The sequence below is a fragment of the Paenibacillus dakarensis genome (assembly GCF_001373415.1).
Lineage (GTDB): Bacteria > Bacillota > Bacilli > Paenibacillales > Paenibacillaceae > Paenibacillus_AQ > Paenibacillus_AQ dakarensis.
Genome location: NZ_CDSE01000010.1, coordinates 50,250 through 68,779 on the forward strand (window position 1 = coordinate 50,250; position 18,530 = coordinate 68,779).

The 18,530-nt window shown below is 44.9% G+C and carries 14 protein-coding genes; 11 read left to right on the plus strand and 3 right to left on the minus strand.

Translation table 11 applies throughout. The features are described 5' to 3' along the window. The first annotated feature begins 178 nt into the window (after positions 1-178). From BN1234_RS02730 to treP, 7 genes are all read left to right on the plus strand, one after another. A complete protein-coding gene (locus tag BN1234_RS02730; RefSeq protein ID WP_054955130.1) occupies positions 179-763 on the plus strand; it encodes a biotin transporter BioY in 585 nt (194 codons plus the stop codon). After that, the gene (locus BN1234_RS02735) at positions 750-1,559 is read left to right on the plus strand and encodes an ATP-binding cassette domain-containing protein (RefSeq protein ID WP_054955131.1); all 810 of its coding nucleotides are present in this window, start codon (positions 750-752) and stop codon (positions 1,557-1,559) included. The genes BN1234_RS02730 and BN1234_RS02735 overlap by 14 nt, the downstream gene beginning before the upstream one ends. After that, a complete protein-coding gene (locus BN1234_RS02740; RefSeq protein ID WP_054955132.1) occupies positions 1,535-2,398 on the plus strand; it encodes an ATP-binding cassette domain-containing protein in 864 nt (287 codons plus the stop codon). The genes BN1234_RS02735 and BN1234_RS02740 overlap by 25 nt, the downstream gene beginning before the upstream one ends. After that, positions 2,391-3,194: an energy-coupling factor transporter transmembrane component T family protein gene (locus BN1234_RS02745; RefSeq protein WP_054955133.1), complete on the plus strand. Its 804-nt coding sequence runs from the start codon at positions 2,391-2,393 to the stop codon at positions 3,192-3,194. Before BN1234_RS02740 ends, BN1234_RS02745 begins: the two co-directional genes overlap by 8 nt. Positions 3,195-3,307: 113 nt before the next feature. After that, positions 3,308-4,864: an ABC-F family ATP-binding cassette domain-containing protein gene (locus tag BN1234_RS02750; protein WP_054955134.1), complete on the plus strand. Its 1,557-nt coding sequence runs from the start codon at positions 3,308-3,310 to the stop codon at positions 4,862-4,864. Positions 4,865-5,100: 236 nt separating this feature from the next. Next, positions 5,101-6,822 (plus strand): alpha,alpha-phosphotrehalase, encoded by a 1,722-nt coding sequence (treC, locus tag BN1234_RS02755; RefSeq protein ID WP_054955135.1) that lies wholly within the window; start codon positions 5,101-5,103, stop codon positions 6,820-6,822. Between the two features lie 33 nt (positions 6,823-6,855). After that, positions 6,856-8,889: a PTS system trehalose-specific EIIBC component gene (gene treP, locus BN1234_RS02760; RefSeq protein WP_054955136.1), complete on the plus strand. Its 2,034-nt coding sequence runs from the start codon at positions 6,856-6,858 to the stop codon at positions 8,887-8,889. A 56-nt stretch (positions 8,890-8,945) separates the two neighbouring features. On the opposite strand, the gene BN1234_RS02765 is transcribed toward treP, so the two are convergent. Beyond that, positions 8,946-9,440, minus strand: coding sequence for a DUF2798 domain-containing protein (locus tag BN1234_RS02765; RefSeq protein ID WP_054955137.1), 495 nt, complete (start codon positions 9,438-9,440; stop codon positions 8,946-8,948). A gap of 191 nt (positions 9,441-9,631) precedes the next feature. On the opposite strand from BN1234_RS02765, the gene BN1234_RS02770 reads away from it, so the two are divergent. From BN1234_RS02770 to BN1234_RS02785, 4 genes are all read left to right on the plus strand, one after another. Then, a complete protein-coding gene (locus tag BN1234_RS02770) occupies positions 9,632-10,762 on the plus strand; it encodes an NAD(P)/FAD-dependent oxidoreductase (protein ID WP_054955236.1) in 1,131 nt (376 codons plus the stop codon). A 218-nt stretch (positions 10,763-10,980) separates the two neighbouring features. Then, on the plus strand, positions 10,981-12,123 hold the full coding sequence (locus BN1234_RS02775) for an AI-2E family transporter (protein WP_054955138.1): 1,143 nt from the start codon (positions 10,981-10,983) through the stop codon (positions 12,121-12,123). 339 nt (positions 12,124-12,462) lie between these two features. After that, positions 12,463-13,302, plus strand: a complete 840-nt coding sequence (locus BN1234_RS02780; RefSeq protein WP_054955139.1) for a manganese catalase — start codon at positions 12,463-12,465, stop codon at positions 13,300-13,302. A 199-nt stretch (positions 13,303-13,501) separates the two neighbouring features. After that, positions 13,502-14,755: an MFS transporter gene (locus BN1234_RS02785; protein WP_054955140.1), complete on the plus strand. Its 1,254-nt coding sequence runs from the start codon at positions 13,502-13,504 to the stop codon at positions 14,753-14,755. A gap of 147 nt (positions 14,756-14,902) precedes the next feature. Here BN1234_RS02785 and BN1234_RS02790 read toward each other — a convergent pair whose 3' ends face one another. After that, the gene (locus tag BN1234_RS02790; RefSeq protein ID WP_054955141.1) at positions 14,903-16,747 is read right to left on the minus strand and encodes an ABC transporter ATP-binding protein; all 1,845 of its coding nucleotides are present in this window, start codon (positions 16,745-16,747) and stop codon (positions 14,903-14,905) included. Next, positions 16,740-18,476, minus strand: a complete 1,737-nt coding sequence (locus tag BN1234_RS02795; protein WP_054955142.1) for an ABC transporter ATP-binding protein — start codon at positions 18,474-18,476, stop codon at positions 16,740-16,742. The genes BN1234_RS02790 and BN1234_RS02795 overlap by 8 nt, the downstream gene beginning before the upstream one ends. Between the last annotated feature and the right edge of the window lie 54 nt (positions 18,477-18,530).

Sequence of the window (18,530 nt, forward strand, 5' to 3'; positions counted from 1 at the left end):
TAGTTTGTATGGTTTAGCCAACTCGATTACTCATGTTTGGTAGCTATAGATAATTGTTAACCAAAATATCAGTTAAAATGGTTTACAAAAGAGGCTGATCATATTAAACTGTATCTAGTACATAGCAGAGAATCTAATATAGTACTTATTAAATGGATGGTTTATTGGAGGTAGTAAGATGAAAACAAAAGAAATGATGTTTGCTGCACTATTCGCAGCATTTATTGGTGTATTAGGTTTGATACCGCCTATTCCACTCGGATTTATTCCTGTTCCAATCACCCTGCAAACCTTGGGAGTTATGCTGGCTGGAGGATTTCTGGGAAGGAAGATCGGTACCATCAGTATTGTGTTATTTATGGTCATGGTTGCTCTAGGCTTGCCGCTATTATCAGGCGGGCGAGGGGGATTATCTGTATTTGTAGCCCCAGCAACAGGTTATTTACTTAGCTGGCCAGTGGCCGTATTCTGCATCGGATATATGACAGAAAAAGTATGGTCATCACTCAAGACCTGGAAGCTGTTCGCAGTCAATTTTGTATTCGGTGTCGTACTGATCAGTTTGATCGGAGCGCCTGTGATGGCGCTCATGACGAATACATCCATCTGGGCAGGACTTTTGGGAGCAACGGCGTTCCTCCCTGGTGATTGTTTAAAAGCGATCGTTGCTTCACTGATTATTATGCAGATCAAAGCGCTCAGCCCTATTGAGGAAAAGGTAGATACCGCGAAAGTGGAAGGAAGCGTTCATGTTAACATTTGAGCATGTCCATTTTTATTATAAGAAGGGTCAGCCGATTATAGAAGATATGAGCTTTACAATTGGAGACGGCGAGTTTGTATCTATTGTCGGGGCGAACGGCTGCGGAAAATCTACAGTGGCCAAGCTGATTGACGGGTTACTGACTCCCACAACAGGAAGAATAAAGCTGGAACAGCTGGATACGTCAAGACCAGAAGACCTTCACCGGATTCATGAACAGATTGGCTATGTATTTCAAAATCCGGAAGACCAATTTATTACGACAACCGTTATGGATGAAATCATTTTCGGAATGGAAAATATTCGCGTACCCAAGGAAGAAATGCAAGACCGGGTTATCCATGCATTAAGCGCTGTTCAGATGCTGGATTATGCTGGGGCCATGCCTCATCAGCTATCCGGCGGTCAGAAGCAGCGTATAGCAATTGCTGCCATCATCGCCATGCGCCCTCAGATTATTATTTTTGATGAAGCAACATCCATGCTTGATCCGCATGGAAGGGAGCAGGTGCTCTCCATCATGCGGGACCTTCACCGCAAGGGTAAAACGATCATCCACATTACTCATCATATGGAGGAAGCCTTATGTGCAGATCGCATTCTGCTTATCCATCAAGGAAAGCTTGTATATGATGGGGATCCTTTACGTTTTTTTGAAACGGTTCCGGTATCTGATTATCAACTGGAGCCGCCTTTTACAGTGCGTGTACACCGAATGCTCCGCTCCTCTGTGCCTTTATCAGCCGATTGGAAGGAGATGATTCGCTCACAATGGTCTATCAGTTCAATGATGTAACCGTAAATTATGGAGAGCGGACAGCCTTGAAGAATATAAGCTGTACGATCCAGGAGGGCAAATGGATATCTATTATTGGTCCAACAGGAGCGGGTAAATCGACCTTTGTTAAAGTGCTTAAGGGACTTCTTCCGATCGATGAGGGCATGTATTTGATTGATGGGCAGTCCGCACCAAGGGACCGAAAAGGGAATCCTAAGGTTATCGCTGACATCGGATATGTATTTCAATATCCGGAGCATCAATTATTTGAGACGACGGTTTATAAGGAACTCGTCTTTGCCCCCAAACTGCACGGTTATTCAGAACAGAGAATCAAGGAATCCATGGACGAAATTTTACCGCGGCTTGGCCTATCTGATGATGTTCTTCCATTAGCACCGTTTCAGCTAAGCGGCGGGCAAAAACGACGTGTTGCGATTGCTTCTATCCTGATGATGGAGCCGAAATTACTTATTCTAGACGAACCGACAGCAGGTCTTGATCCTGTAAGCCGCAAGGCGCTGCTCAGGTTATTGCAAGAATGGCAGCAGCAGAACAACCGGACTATTCTCTTCGTCACCCATGATATGAATGAGGCTGCCGAATACTCTGATGAGGTCATGGTATTTCAAAACGGTCAACTCAAGGAACATATGGACACGAATAAGCTTTTTCTTGAGCACGGGCCGTTTCTTGAGCAGATCGGACTTTCACTCCCTGAACCCGTGCAGCTTCTTAGACAGATGGAAGAGCTGTCAGGCCGAAGAATGGAAGCCCCAAGCTGTAAGGAACAGGATATTCTAGAGCAGTTGGCCAGGTGGACAATGAACGAGCGGAGCAGATCGGATCATGAATAATACGATACTTATCGGACAGTATTGGGAGACGAATTCGCTCTTCCATAGACTCGATCCGCGTACCAAAATTGTAAGTATTGTGCTTCTTATGCTGAGTTTTATATCACTGGAAAGCTTCATTAGTTATACCATCGCAACCTTGTTCGTTGCAGTCATCATACAGATTTCCAAAATCCCGGTTCGTGTGATGATGGGAGGACTTAAGCCCATCCTGTTTATTTTGCTGTTTACTTTGTTGTATCAAGCTCTATTCACTAAAGGGAATGTCGTATGGTCCTGGTCATTCCTTGAAATTACATTAGAAGGGCTGAAGTCCGGGCTGCGTCTGGTTTGGCGAATCATATTATTGATATTGCTGGCATCGCTATTAACATATACGACGAAACCATTAGACCTGGCCCACGGTTTAGAAAAACTGTTATCACCGTTAACCAAGCTGCATATCCCTGTGGAGCAATTCTCGTTAATGATTGTGATCGCAATCCGCTTTATTCCAACCATTCTGCAGGAACTGGATCGCATTCTGCTGGCACAAAGAGCCAGGGGCTACGATATTAAGGCCTTCAGTGCTCCTAAACGGATTTTTGCATATATCCCCATTCTCGTTCCGCTGTTATTTACGATTATTGGACGAGCCGAGCAGTTATCTTTTGCCGTAGAAGCACGAGCTTATGGGAAGGGAAAAGGGAGAACGTCCTACAAGACATTGAAATTTCAGGCAGTAGACTACCAAGCAGGCGTAGTTGTCATGTTGATGACGGTCATGCTGTTTGTAGTAACAATCGTAAGCGACTAGGGGATCGTCATCCGCACTTCCTTATTTCGATAAACAATTCTTTAAGGAAGATTGAAATTTCACCTTTTTCATGCCTATAATAGATCGATAAAATTAGAAAAAGGTGTCTAATAATGAGCATATTAAACGTTGAAGGGTTAAGTCATGGTTTTGGAGATCGCGCGATCTTCAAAGATGTTTCTTTCAGACTGCTAAAAGGCGAGCATATCGGACTCATTGGTGCCAATGGTGAAGGTAAATCCACTTTCATGAACATTGTTACCAATAAGCTCCAGCCTGATGAGGGCAAGGTGGAATGGTCCAAACGGGTTCGTGTCGGTTATTTGGATCAACATGCGGTGTTGACCAAAGGAATGACAATACTGGATGTGCTGCGGAGTGCATTCCAATACCTGTTCGATCTTGAGAACGAAATGAATGAGATGTATAACAAGATGGGCGAGGTGTCCCCTGAAGAGTTGGAGAAGCTGCTTGAAGAGGTTGGTACGATTCAGGATACGCTGACGAATCAGGACTTCTATATGATTGATGCGAAGGTGCAGGAAACGGCACGCGGACTGGGTATTACAGACATTGGTCTGGATCGTGACGTGAATGACCTTAGCGGCGGACAACGTACCAAGATTTTGCTGGCCAAGCTGCTGCTCGAGAAACCGGATATTTTGCTGCTGGACGAGCCTACCAACTATCTGGATGAACAGCATATTGAATGGCTTAAGCGTTATCTGCAGGAATACGAGAATGCATTCATCTTAATCTCGCACGATATTCCGTTCCTGAACAGCGTAATCAACCTGATTTATCATATGGAAAATCAAAAGCTGACCCGTTATGTCGGTGACTATGATCAATTCCAGCAGGTTTATGAGATGAAGAAGCAGCAGCTGGAATCGGCGTACAATCGCCAGCAGCAGGAAATCGCAGAGCTGAAGGATTTTGTTGCCCGCAATAAAGCAAGCGTAGCTACCCGGAATATGGCGATGTCCAGACAGAAGAAGCTCGACAAGATGGAAGTCATTGAGCTTTCCAAGGAGAAGCCGAAGCCGCAGTTTAACTTCAAGGAAGGCAAGACCGCCGGCAAGGATATATTCGAAACGAAAAATCTGGTCATCGGCTACGACAGCCCTCTCTCCAGACCGCTGGATCTGCGGATGGAGCGCGGTCAGAAGATTGCGCTTGTGGGTGCGAACGGCATCGGGAAAACAACACTGCTTCGCAGTATTTTAGGGGAGATTCCAGCCTTGTCCGGTTCCGTGGAGCTTGGATACAATCTGGAGATCGGATATTTCGAGCAGGAAATGAAGGAAGGCAATTACAATACTTGTATTGAAGAAATATGGGAGACGTTCCCATCACTGAGTCAGTTCGAGGTACGTGCTGCTCTGGCGAAGTGTGGTCTCACAACGAAGCATATTGAGAGCAAAATCGCTGTACTCAGCGGGGGAGAAAAAGCCAAGGTTCGGTTGTGCAAGCTCATTAACAGTGAAACCAATCTGCTTGTGCTCGATGAGCCGACGAACCACCTGGATGTCGATGCGAAGGACGAATTGAAACGTGCGTTAAAAGCGTACAAAGGCAGCATTCTGATGATTTCGCATGAACCTGAATTCTACAATGATATTGCAACGGATATTTGGAATTGTGAATCCTGGACAACGAAAGTATTCTAGGGGACACGAACAATAGTACAGCTTAAGGCCGCAGCGATGCGGTCTTTTTTTTTGCTGCCATTTATGGGTGACCACCGCTCGGTAGGGTACTCATTTTCGGGGATTTACAATTTGCATGAATATTTTCCTGAAAAAGTTTGGGTGATTTCAACCTTTTATGTTCAAAATTGGGTACATATTCTTAAGCGACAGGCTAGGCTGCTTGTATACATCATGGTGAGGAGGGTGAGCATTTTATGGAATCAAACAGAAAACGGACATCGGATTGGTGGCGGACCTCTACGGTCTATCAGGTTTACCCGAAGAGCTTTAAAGATACAACAGGGCGGGGCACGGGAGATATTCGTGGACTTATTGAAAAGCTTGATTATATAAAAAACCTGGGAATCGATATTGTATGGCTCCAGCCCGTTTATGTATCTCCGCAAAATGATAACGGTTATGATGTTGCTGATTATTATAATATTGACCCGGCGTTCGGGACGATGGAGGACTTTGACGAGCTTGTTCATCAGCTCAAGAAGAGGGACATGTACCTTATGATCGATATTGTCGTCAATCACTCCTCAACAGAGCACCGCTGGTTCAAGGAAGCCAGGTCGTCGCGGGATAATCCGTATCGTGATTATTATATCTGGAGAGATCCTGCAGAGGATGGAGGGCCGCCTAACAACTGGCAGTCTAAATTCGGTGGTTCTGCATGGCAGTACGATGAAGGAACAGGACAGTATTTTCTAACGCTGTTCGACAAGACCCAAGCTGACTTGAATTGGGAGAATGAAAAGGTAAGAGAGGAAGTTGTTAAGCTGCTGACATTCTGGGCGGAAAAAGGTGTAGACGGATTCCGTTTGGATGTCATTAATCTGATATCCAAGGATCAGGATTTTCCGGATGATGACGGAACGGTACCGCCCGGAGACGGACGTCGGTTCTATACCGATGGGCCACGCGTACATGAATATGTGAAAGAGCTAAATGAAAAAGTGTTTACCCCGTTCAATTTAGTTACCGTTGGTGAAATGTCTTCGACGACATTGGAGCATTGCATACGTTATTCGAATCCACAGGAAAAAGAGTTCTCCATGACCTTCAACTTTCATCACTTGAAAGTAGATTATTTAAACGGTCAGAAATGGGAGCTTAAGCCCTATGACTTTGAGGAATTAAAAAGCGTGCTTTCCGAGTGGCAGACCGGGATGCAGAAGGGCGGCGGCTGGAATGCACTATTCTGGAATAATCATGATCAGCCGCATGCGCTTACCCGGTTTACAGACGACGGAGAATATCGGGAGGAAAGTGCCAAAATGCTCGCGACTACGCTCCATGGATTACAAGGCACCCCCTATGTCTATCAGGGAGAGGAAATCGGAATGCCCGATCCCAAGTGGAACGACATTTCAGAATATAGGGACATTGAAACACTCAATATGTACAAAATTCTTATAGAGAATGGAAAGACACCCGAGGAAGCTGCCCATATCGTAAGTGTACGATCCCGGGATAACTCGCGGCTGCCTATGCTGTGGGATGATAGTGATCAGGCTGGATTTACAACAGGTGAACCCTGGATTAAGATTGACGAGCGTTACCTTGTCATTAATGCAAAGGCGCAGACTGAAGATCCCGATTCGATCTATCATCATTATCGTAAACTGATTGAACTCCGTAAAAAGCTTCCCATCCTGATACATGGTCAATATATACGTCTGGATGACAAACATCCTCATGTGTATGCCTATGCCAGGGTAACTTCAGAAGAAATGCTCATTGTTGTTTCCAATTTCAGCAGGGAAGAAGCATTGTTCAATTTCCCTCAGGAAATTTCCGCACGTCTTCATCATGCACGGTCAACTGAGCTCCTTATAAGTAATATGGAAGATAATTTGGTGCTATCTCCTTCGGTAAGAATTCAGCCCTTTGGATCATACATGTGGCTGATTCAAGATGATAAAGAATAACCAATTAAACCTCTTAAGGCAGGAGTGATGAGTATGGCAAACGTTGACCGCAAGAATGTGGAGCGGATTATTGAAGCCATCGGCGGTAAAGACAACATCGAGGCAGCTTCACACTGTGTAACCCGGTTGAGGTTTTCTCTAGTGGACGAAGAACGTGTCGACACCAAGGCACTGGATGCCAATGATTTAGTAAAAGGGCACTTTTCTTCACAAGGCCAATTCCAGGTGATCATCGGTCCCGGTCTGGTTGACCAGGTTTACAACGAAATGATTGCCATTACGGGCGGAGCGAGAGCAACGAAAGATGAAGTTAAATCGCTTGCCAGTAAAAAACAAAACCCGCTCCAGCGGGCGATAAAGACGCTTGCGGATATTTTTATTCCCATTTTGCCTGCTATCGTTATGGCTGGTCTTCTGCTTGGAATTAACAATATTTTAACGGGTAAAGACATCTTTTTCGATAGTCAATCCCTAATAGAAGTATATCCACAGTGGGCGGATGTAGCATCCATTATAAATCTGATTGCCAGCACCGCTTTTGCCTTTCTCCCTGTCCTGATCGGATGGTCCGCCGTGCGTCAATTTGGGGGAAATCCGCTGCTCGGGATTGTGCTTGGCTTGATTCTCGTAAATCCGGAGCTGTTAAGCGCATATCAATATGCTAACGCCAAGCTGGAGGGCACCGTTCCCATCTGGAATTTATTCGGCCTGGAAGTGGAGAAAATCGGGTATCAAGGCCAGGTGCTGCCTGTGCTGGTATCCGCATATATACTCGCAAAGATCGAGAAATATCTGAATAAACATGTGCATGATTCAATGAAGCTGCTGGTTGTAGCTCCTGTTGCGCTGTTAGTGACCGGATTTCTTGCATTTATTGTGGTTGGACCGATTACATTCATGATTGGTAATGCTCTTACTTCCGGGCTTGTCAGCATCTTTGACTCTTTTGCCGCGCTTGGCGGATTAGTCTATGGAGGACTTTATGCACTTCTTGTAATAACGGGCATGCACCATACATTTCTTGCGGTGGATATTCAGCTCATTGGCAGTGAGGGAGGAACCTTCCTGTGGCCTATGCTTGCTCTTTCTAATATTGCACAGGGTGCGGCAGCGCTTGCTATGCTGTTTATCCTGAGAGAGCAGAAGGCGAAAGGGCTTGCAGTAACTTCATCGATTTCAGCATTTTTAGGGGTTACGGAGCCAGCGATCTTTGGTGTAAATATTCGTCATAGGTATCCTTTTATATTCGGAATGATCGGCTCAGGAATTGCAGGTGTGCTATTAGCTTTGAACAACGTCCTGGCTTCTTCTATTGGCGTAGGAGGGATACCGGGGTTCTTGTCTATCTTTCCAAATCAATGGGGAGTCTTTTTCATAGGTATGGCGATCGTGTTGGTCATTCCTTTTGCCGGAACCTTATTGTATGGCAGATATCAGATGACCAGAACAGCCGGAAAATCCGGTGCCTACACAACCATGGGGACGGCTGCGGATGAACAGGCTGCAAGTGCAAGTATGGATTGTGATTTGGACGAGGCAAGAGCTGAACTGGAAGAGGATTCAATTTTGCTCGGGGTTATGCCTGGAGAAGAAGTGATCGAAATTGACTCTCCGATGGATGGAAGAATTGTGCCTTTAACCGAAGTCCCTGATCCTGCCTTCTCGGGAAAACAAATGGGCGAAGGGGTAGCTATCATTCCTGCAGAGGGAAAAGTATACGCTCCTTTTGACGGAACGGTAGAGCATCTTATTAAGAAGAGCAAACATGCCATCATCCTGTCGGATCGAAATGGTATTCAATTATTGATCCATGTTGGTATAGACACGGTCTCCTTAAAAGGGGAAGGGTTTACGGCTCATGTTGAGACAGGAGATGATGTGAAGAAGGGACAACTCCTACTTGAATTTAACAAAGATCTCATAGAACAGGCCGGGCTGTCTGTTATGACGCCTATCCTTATACCGGATGGTCAAGAACGAGTACAGGCGGTAAAGGAATACGAAGGCGAAGTTGCGCATGGTGTAGGTCCAGTTCTACAGGTTACCATCAATGTAAATGCATCATGATATGTTATTTAATTCGTAAAAAAACCGCTATTCATAGCGGTTTTTTTACTTGGATTTTATGATTGGGCATAAGCCTCATCTGCACGTGAACCTTTAACGAATTTGCTAAACAGTGTACGCATTAAGGGTCCAATTACGATGAGTTGGAGTGGCAGTGCAAATACATAATTTTTCATCACAATGGTGAAGTAACTCTTAAGCAGGGATTCCCCAGCTAATCCATTAGACCGGTAAGAAGACAATAAACCGTAGACGGACATACATAGGACCATTCCAGTCACCATACAAAAAGCAAGCGATACAATGAACATAACTTTCTTAGACTTATCAAAGGGTAAAGACATTACTGCTTTTTTAGCCAGTGGCCCAACAATAAAGGATTCCAATATGAATGCAATGATAAAGCCTATAACATATTGCATCATTAATATGATCCAAGTCATTTTTCCAATCAAGTCATTGGTTATGAGGTTGTAGGTAGTCATGAAAATCACCATCCCTGTACACATCATTAATCCAAAATAAAGTTCTTCTTTCTTCGTTGTCGGCAAATTTCTCATCCTCTCTTAAGTTACCTTTGCAATTATATAGATCGTAAAGTCGATTACATAAGTGAACATTATGTGAACATGTTATTATGGAGTTGAATTTCTCATCTAAATCATCCGGAAAAAGTAACGATAACACTCACTAGCCACATTCGTTATAATGATAGGAGTGATTTAAGAAAGGGATGTCATTGATGAAGAAAGTCATCGTCGTAGGATTAGGAATTGTTGGGGCATCCACCGCCTACCAATTAGCAAGATTGGGTGCTGAAGTCCTGATCATAGACCGTAAAGATATAGGACAGGCAACGGATGCGGCGGCAGGCATTATATGTCCGTGGTTATCACAAAGACGGAATCAAGCCTGGTACCGGCTTGCCAAAGCAGGTGCGCGTTATTACCCTGAATTAATAAATGAACTCAAGAGCGAGGGGGAAACCGATACAGGATATGCTCGGGTAGGTGCTCTCAGTATTCATGAGGATCAAGATAAAATCAAAAAGATGGAGGAGCGGGCGCTGCTGCGTAGAGCAGATGCTCCGGAAATCGGTGACATAACTTTGCTTGATGAGCAAGGTACACATCAGAGGTTCCCTCTATTAGCAGAAGGATATAACTCGGTACACATTAGCGGTGCGGCTCGTGTAGATGGACGTGCCTTGAGAGATGCACTGCTTCGATCAGCACAACGAAACGGCGCCACTCTGGTAACCGGAGAGGCCAAACTTCAGTTCCAGTCCAGCCGTGTTACTGGAGTAACTGTCGGCTTAGAGAGCTTCACTGCTGACGAGGTTATCGTATGCGCAGGTGCATGGGCCAACCAGATATTGCAGCCGCTGGGTATACATTTTAAAGTGACTTATCAGAAGGCACAAATCTTGCATTTAAAGATCGAGGATCAGGAGCAAGACACGGCCTCATGGCCTGTTGTCATCCCGCCGACGGATCAATATCTGCTCGCATTCGACAATCAGAAGATCATTATTGGAGCAACTCACGAGAATGATGTTGAAGGTTACGATACGAGAGTAACCGCGGGAGGCATTCAGGAAGTATTGAATAAAGGGCTGGAAATAGCTCCAGGTTTAGCGGATAGCACGTTTCAGGAGGTAAGAGTCGGCTTCCGTCCGTTTACTCCCGGTTTTCTTCCGGTCCTGGGTGCAGTACCAGGCTGGGAAGGTCTTCTGACTGCTAATGGTCTGGGAGCTTCAGGTTTAACGATGGGACCCTTCATTGGAAGTCAATTAGCAAAGCTGGCATTAGGTTTAGAGCTTGATATTGATCTAAGTGATTATGGTGTTAACAAAGCAATGGTGGAGGAATGAACCTTCTCCGTTTCAGGACCGCGACCATCGCGGTTCTTTTTAATAAAATCTATAATATTCTATATATAAGTAGAGTATAAATATTTAAGAGGATGACCAAGCTAGCAAAAATATGAATGATGAAATAATTACCTGGACACAATTTTACTAGTTGGGAAGCGCTATCAGCCAGTATACTAAAACATAAATGAGAATTACATAAGAGAAGGAGGACATGAATGGAACAACCTCGCATTTGGCCAGATCGGTTTAGGCGATTTTTTCTTAACAACAAGTTTGTGCTTCTGTTATTAATAATGCTGCTAGCGGGACTTAATATCTTCGTTCTGAGCAAAATTTCATTTGTTCTGTACCCGGTAGGAGTCCTGATTAAAACCATCGTATTACCGATCATCTTGTCCGGAATTTTGTATTATCTATTAAATCCCATTGTAGACGTGATGGAGAAAAGAAAAATCAAGCGCGGATGGTCCATCTTGATTCTATACTTGGCTATTGCAGGCATTCTGACAGTTGTCGTGCTTGCTGTCATTCCTGTTATCCGGACCCAGATCACGAGCCTGATTGACAATTTACCGAGATACAGTGAAAATGTCAGGCTGCAATTTGAAGAACTAACCGGCAGCCAATTATTCGGCCAGATTCAGGAGGCACTGAGTGTCAACTCTCAAGAGTGGTGGAGTACAGTTTCCAAAAAAGCTTCAGATATTCTGAACCAAACCTGGTCCAAGGTAGGAGGCTTCCTGGGTGCGTTCACCGAGATTTTGTTATCGATTGTGACTGTGCCTTTTGTTCTGTTTTATATGCTGAAGGATGGGAAAAAGCTTCCGCAAAAGATTCTGTCTTTCCTGCCAACCAAAAGTCGTTCCGGCATCCTGCATGTACTTCATGATATTAATCATCAGATCAGCTCATTTATCCGTGGTCAGATTATCGTCAGCTTTTGTATAGGCATCCTGCTCTATATCGGCTATATGATTATCGGATTGGATTATGCGCTAGTTCTTGCAATTATTGCCTCATTCACAAGCGTTGTCCCTTATTTGGGTCCCGCGATTGCAATTACTCCTGCACTTATAGTGGCTCTGGTCACCTCACCGGTTATGCTGCTGAAGATGATTGCTGTGTGGACGATTGTACAGTTAATTGAGGGCAAATTTATATCTCCGCAAATCATGGGTAAAACGCTTAAAATTCATCCAATCACAATAATCTTTGTTATTCTGACATCAGGCAATCTGTTTGGCGTGGTTGGTGTACTGCTTGCTGTTCCGGGTTATGCGGTTCTCAAAGTATGTATATCCCACATGTTTGAATGGTTTAAAGATACTTCCGGATTATATGATCCGCCAGGTAATTAATGAATAAATATAATACGGTCTGAATGCCGAACCCTCGCCTGAGCAGCAAGTTTGCTGAAAAGCGAGGGTTCACTGCTATAAGGGAAACTATACCGACTTGCCTCTGAATGAATGCCTGAGACCGCTAATGAGCACAGTCCAGGGCTGACCGTTATGAATCGTTAATTACAAATCGAAACCTTCAAGACTGTCATTCATATCTTCAGATATGATTGCAGCTGCTTGAAGGTTTTTTTGGTGCTAACTGGAGCGAAGTTTTTGAGAAAGATGAGTAAAATTTAAGGGATTTGTTTAAGTAAGAGTCAGGAACCATAATATAAATATAGGAGGAATCGACGAATGTTTAGACATCAGAAGGAACTCCAGTATGAAGTGAAAGTAGAGCGTCCAGATCCTCAGTTTGCCAAAAGCGTTCAAGAAGTTCTGGGAGGACAATTTGGTGAAATGACCGTTATGATGCAGTATCTGTTTCAAGGATTTAACTGCCGCGGTGAGGAAAAATATAAAGATATGCTTATGGATATCGGTACCGAAGAAATCGGACACGTTGAGATGTTATGTGCTATGATCAGCCAACTGCTTGATGGTGCTTCCCCTGAAGATCAGCAAGAAGCAGCAAAAGATCCAGCGATGGCAGCCATTATGGGTGGTGTGAATCCTCAGCATCTGATTGTGAGCGGCCTAGGCGCGATGCCAACCAATTCAAACGGAGTACCTTGGAACGGGGCTTACATTGTAGCCAGCGGCAATCTGCTCGCAGATATGCGTACCAATCTTCATGCCGAAACACAAGGAAGACTGCAGGTTGCAAGAATCTATCATATGACCAAGGATGAAGGAGTTCGTGCAGCATTCCGTAAAATGCTGGCGCGTGACCGCTACCACCAGTATCAATGGATGGCAGCTATTCAGGAACTGGAAGAGAAGAATGGAGTGGTTGTTCCTGCATCCTTCCCTCCAGAAGCTGAGATGGAATCACAGACAGAAGCGTACAAGTTCTGGAATTTATCTGAAGGAACAGAATCAGCAGAAGGTCTCTGGGCTACAGGCACTGCTCCGGATGGAACAGGGGATTATGTGTATGTTGAAAATCCTGTACCGGAAGGTCAAATATATAAAGCTGAAATCCCTGTAACTGAAATTCACCATGATTTAGATGGTAAAGTCAGCGATAAATAAATAGAGATGATTTACGAGAGTGTTCTTCAAACAAATGAAGAACACTCTTTATTTTTGTGCCAAAGTAAATCTTCCAGATTGTACGAATGAATGTATTATAAATGAAGAAGGAGAATGTCAAAAGAGTTTTGACTAGTCATGAAATAGGGATATACTAAATGAATAATTATTAATGAAATACAAATGAAAGGAATTAGAAATGGTACATTCAGAAGATACCAAAAAGCAGCATTGGAAAAGGAATATTATTCTCTTTTTAAGCAGCCAGACCCTTTCCTTATTCGGTTCATCGCTGGTTCAATATGCAATTATGTGGCATATAACCTTGACAACCCAGTCAGGAATCATGATGACGATGTATATTCTTTGCGGATTCATTCCTACTTTCCTGCTGTCACCGTTTGCCGGTGTTTGGGCGGACCGTTTCAACCGTAAATTTCTTATCATGATATCGGATGCAATGATTGCTGTGGTTACGCTCATACTAGCGGTTACCTTTATGCTCGGATATGAAGCGATGTGGCTTCTGTTCGTCATCTCTGCTGTACGAGCACTTGGTGCCGGGGTTCAGACACCAGCGGTAGGAGCCATTTTGCCTCAAATTGTTCCGCAGGACAATCTGACGAAGATCAATGGAATCAACGGAAGTCTGCAGGCTCTTATGATGTTCATTGCGCCGATCGTCAGCGCGGGCATTCTTTCGGTCGCTTCAATTGAAATGATATTATTCATCGATGTCATTACCGCGGCGATCGCGATCTTAACCTTATTCTTCTTTCTCAAAATCCCACTGCATCAGAAGGCATCTGATCATCAGACAACCGGATACCTGGACGATTTCAAACAGGGTTTAGTCTATATTGGACAGCATGCCTTTCTGAAGACATTCTTTATTTTCTTCGGCTTCTTCTTTGTTCTTATGGCACCTGCGGCATTTTTGACACCGCTGCAAGTAACGAGAACCTTTGGTGATGATGTGTGGCGTTTGACCGCTATCGAAATAGCGTTCTCTGTCGGTATGATGGCAGGAGGCGGTGTTATTGCCTCATGGGGAGGTTTTAAGAACAGGGTATTTACGATGACATTGGCCAGTCTCATCATGGGGATATGTACCGTTCTGCTGGGTATTGTTCCAATCTTTTGGATATATCTGGCCGTAATGGCGGCGTTCGGTATAGCGATGCCTATATTCAATACGCCTACAACCGTCTTGCTGCAAGAGAAGGTGGACGGCAACTACTTGGGAAGGATATTCGGCGTGTTCGGAATGATCTCAACCTCCATGATGCCGATCGGGATGCTGATATTCGGACCGCTTGCCGATGTGATTCAAATCGAATGGCTGCTCTTTGGGACAGGGCTGTTCATGCTGGTGTTAACTCTATTATTCTCTACTAACAAACGGCTTATCGAAGCTGGTAAGCCTCTTCCTGAGGAAACTAAACAGGAGTAAAGGTGATCCCGTAAATAAAAACAGGCTGATGAAGGGTTGAACTGCTTCTCAATGGTTAGAAACACAATAACCGTTGAGTTGCAGTTTCAGGATAATAACCCTTGTCAGCCTGTTTATTCATTTTGAGTAAGATTGGGTCCTCATGGTTTAGCCAGATATTTTAAATTGGCTGTTGTACAAGTTATAGTAGAAGCCTTTCTTCTGGAGAAGTTCTTCATGTGTACCTCGTTCAGAGATACCGCCTTGATGAATAACCAGAATCTGATCCGCTTCTCTTATCGTACTCAGACGGTGAGCAATGACAAAGCTGGTTCGACCCTGCATTAGAGTCTTCATGGCAGCTTGGATATGCATTTCGGTCCGTGTATCTATGCTGCTCGTTGCTTCATCAAGAATAAGGATGGCCGGATCTGCAAGTACAGCTCTTGCAATCGTAAGCAGCTGTCGCTGACCTTGGCTTAGATTACTCCCACCTGATGCAATCAGAGTATCATAGCCTTGAGGCAGCTTGGAGATAAAATCATGCGCGTTCGCAAGTTTAGCAGCGGCTGTAATTTCCTCATTCGTTGCATCTAAACGTCCGTATCTGATATTTTCACGGATCGAGTCCGAGAATACATATGCATCCTGTAGAACAATACCAAGTTTTCTGCGAAGATCATCCTTGTTCATCTGGCGGATATCCATGCCATCTATTGTGATGCTGCCTGAATGAATCTCATAAAAACGTGTCAGCAGATTGATGATTGTCGTTTTTCCTGCACCTGTTGGCCCGACTAAAGCAATCGTTTGGCCGGGTTTTGCGCTTAGGGATACATCTTTGAGAATCGGAACACCTTCTTTGTAACTGAAAGAAACCTGCTCAAACTTCACAGTTCCGCGTATTTCACCTGACTTATGGATATCGGGATCTCCTATATATTCTGACTCCGTATCGATAATTTCGAATACCCGTTCTGCGCCAGCTACTGCAGACTGAACCAGATTAAATTGATTGGCCAGGTCGTTCAATGGACGTTGAAACTGCTTGGAATAGTTCAGAAATGCAACGACAACACCCACACTCGTCCAGTCTCTGAAGGACATGTATCCTCCAACCGCAGCGATAAGGGCGAAGCTAAGATTGTTCAGTACGTTCATGACGGGCCCCACTGTACCTGAGTAAATCTGGGCCTGGATGCTTGCATCTGTCAGCTTCTTATTCTTATCATCGAATTGTTCAGCAGCAGCCTTTTCTCTCCGATAAACCTGAACAACCTTTTGGCCCGAAACCGTTTCTTCGATAAATCCGTTTAGCTCTCCCAAGTGTGATTGCTGCCCCGAGAAATGCTTCCGTGTGCGGCTTGCAACGGTCTTGGTAAACAGCATAACAAACGGAATCGTAACCATACTCAGCAGAGTCAGCCATACATTCAGGTATAACATGATGAAGAGGGAACCAACGAGTGATAAGACGCTGGAAATCAGCTGGGTTACACTGGAATTCAGTGTGCCGGATACATTTTCTATATCATTGGTGGTTCGGCTCATTAATTCGCCATGTGTCTTCGTATCGAAGAAGCGTAAGGGAAGAAGCTGCAGTTTCGCAAAAATGTCCTTTCGCATTTCCTGCACCGACTCTTGGGATACCTTTACCATCACATGCTGCTGGAGCCATGCAGTCAATGCCGTGCCTGCGTAAACAGACATAAGGATACCACACAGCCCGATTAATCCCTTATAGTTACCAGGAACAATATAATCGTCAACCGCCATTCCTAGAAGATAGGGGGCGGTAAGTGATAGAACAGTAGACACCAATGTGAACAAAAATACAGCGATCATGCCTCTTCGATGAGGGCGGATATAACCCCATATTCGGCGAACGGTAATCATCGTGTTTTTTGGCTTTACTATGCCGGTGGTCATCCCGTTCATCGGTCTGCTGCCTCGCATGCTGAAATCGGGTGTCTCGTGATTTGAGGAAGAAGACTGTTCTCCTGGCTTAGCCATAGGAAGGCACCTCCCTGCCGAATTGGGATATATAGATATCCTGATAAATTTCACATGAGGCAAGCAGCTCTTGATGAGTTCCTTCTGCTACCAATCGTCCTTCGTCCAGGATCAGGATTTTATCCGCGTCCATGACAGAGGAAATCCGCTGGGCAATCAACAAGCAAGTACGTCCCTTCATGAGCTGCCCCAGTTCATGTTGCAATCTTGCCTCTGTTCCCGTATCGATCGCACTGGTGCTGTCATCGAGAATGAGTATGGATGGCTTGAGCAGCAGAGCACGGGCAATGGCAATTCTCTGTTTCTGACCTCCCGAGAGATTAATTCCCCGCTGTCCCAGTTCGGTATCGTAGCCTTCTGGCATCCCCATAATGAAATCATGGGCTTGCGCAGCCTTGGCCGCTGCTATGACTTCCTCATCTGCTGCATCCGGTTTACCGTAGCGGATGTTGTCACGGATGGAGCCGGTGAACAAGATGGATTCCTGCAGCACCATTCCGATCATTCCCCGTAGCGTAGAAAGATCAAAGCTGCGAACGTCCGTGCCATCGAGCAATATTTGCCCTTCAGTTACATCATATAATCGGGGAATTAAGGACACGAGAGATGATTTGCCGGCTCCCGTTGCACCCATAATGGCTATTGTCTGTCCCGGTTCAGCTGTAAAGCTGAGCCCATGAAGAACAGGCTGAAGAGTTCCTGATTGATAGGAGAATGTAACCTGATCGAACTCGATCTTGCCTTGGTGTAAGGTGTTCTGTTGCAGCTTCGACGGCGCTTTAATGTCAGGCTCGGCAGATAATACCTCCTGAATCCGGTCAGCGGACACTTTAGCGGTTGATATCCGGACAAGCATCATTGCAACGGAAGAAACCGAGAACAGCACCTGAGTAACATAGTTAATAAAGGCAACGAGACTGCCGACCTCAAAAGAACCATTGATCGCATCTTTTCCGCCAAACCAGAGCACAGCCACAATACTAATATTTAAAATCATGGTCAAAATCGGCATATTTACGGCTACTATACGCTGGGTCTTGACAGACACCTGGGTGAAATCTGAATTGGCGCTGTTAAACCGCTTGTTCTCATATTCTCTTCGCACAAAAGCTTTGGATACCCGTATTCCTGCAAAGTTCTCTTTAAGGACGGTGTTCACTTTATCCAGCTTCTGCTGAATAACTGAAAACAACGGAAGGGTAGCACGAATGAGCATAAACATCACAATGAACAGAAGCGGAACGGCCATAGCCAGAATAATCGCAAGCTTCGGACTGATGATCACCGCCATGATAATACTTCCTATCGCTAGAAACGGTGAGCGGACAAATATACGAAGCAGCATCTGCACCATGGTCTGAATTTGCACGATATCATTGGTTAGACGGGTGATGAGAGAGCCGGTAGAGAATTCATCCAGATTGCGGAACGATAGCGTCTGTACCTTACGGAACAGGTCGCGGCGCACATCAGCACCGAAGCGCTGAGAGGCGATGGAGGAGAATATCGTACATCCCACACCACCGATTAGTCCGATAATAGCCGCGCTAACCATGATGAGACCTGATCTCTGGATGTGTGAAAGATCATTTTGCATGACTCCCTTGTCTATGATGCTCGCCATCAGGATCGGCTGCAGCAAGTCCATGGCAACCTCTAGCAGCATCAAGAGTGGTGCCAGCAGGGCAGCAGCCCAGTGGGGACGCAAGTAACGAAATAGCTTAAGCAAATGTAGAAACACCTTCTTTGGTAATAAATTCAGCTAAATACCAAGTTAAGCCAT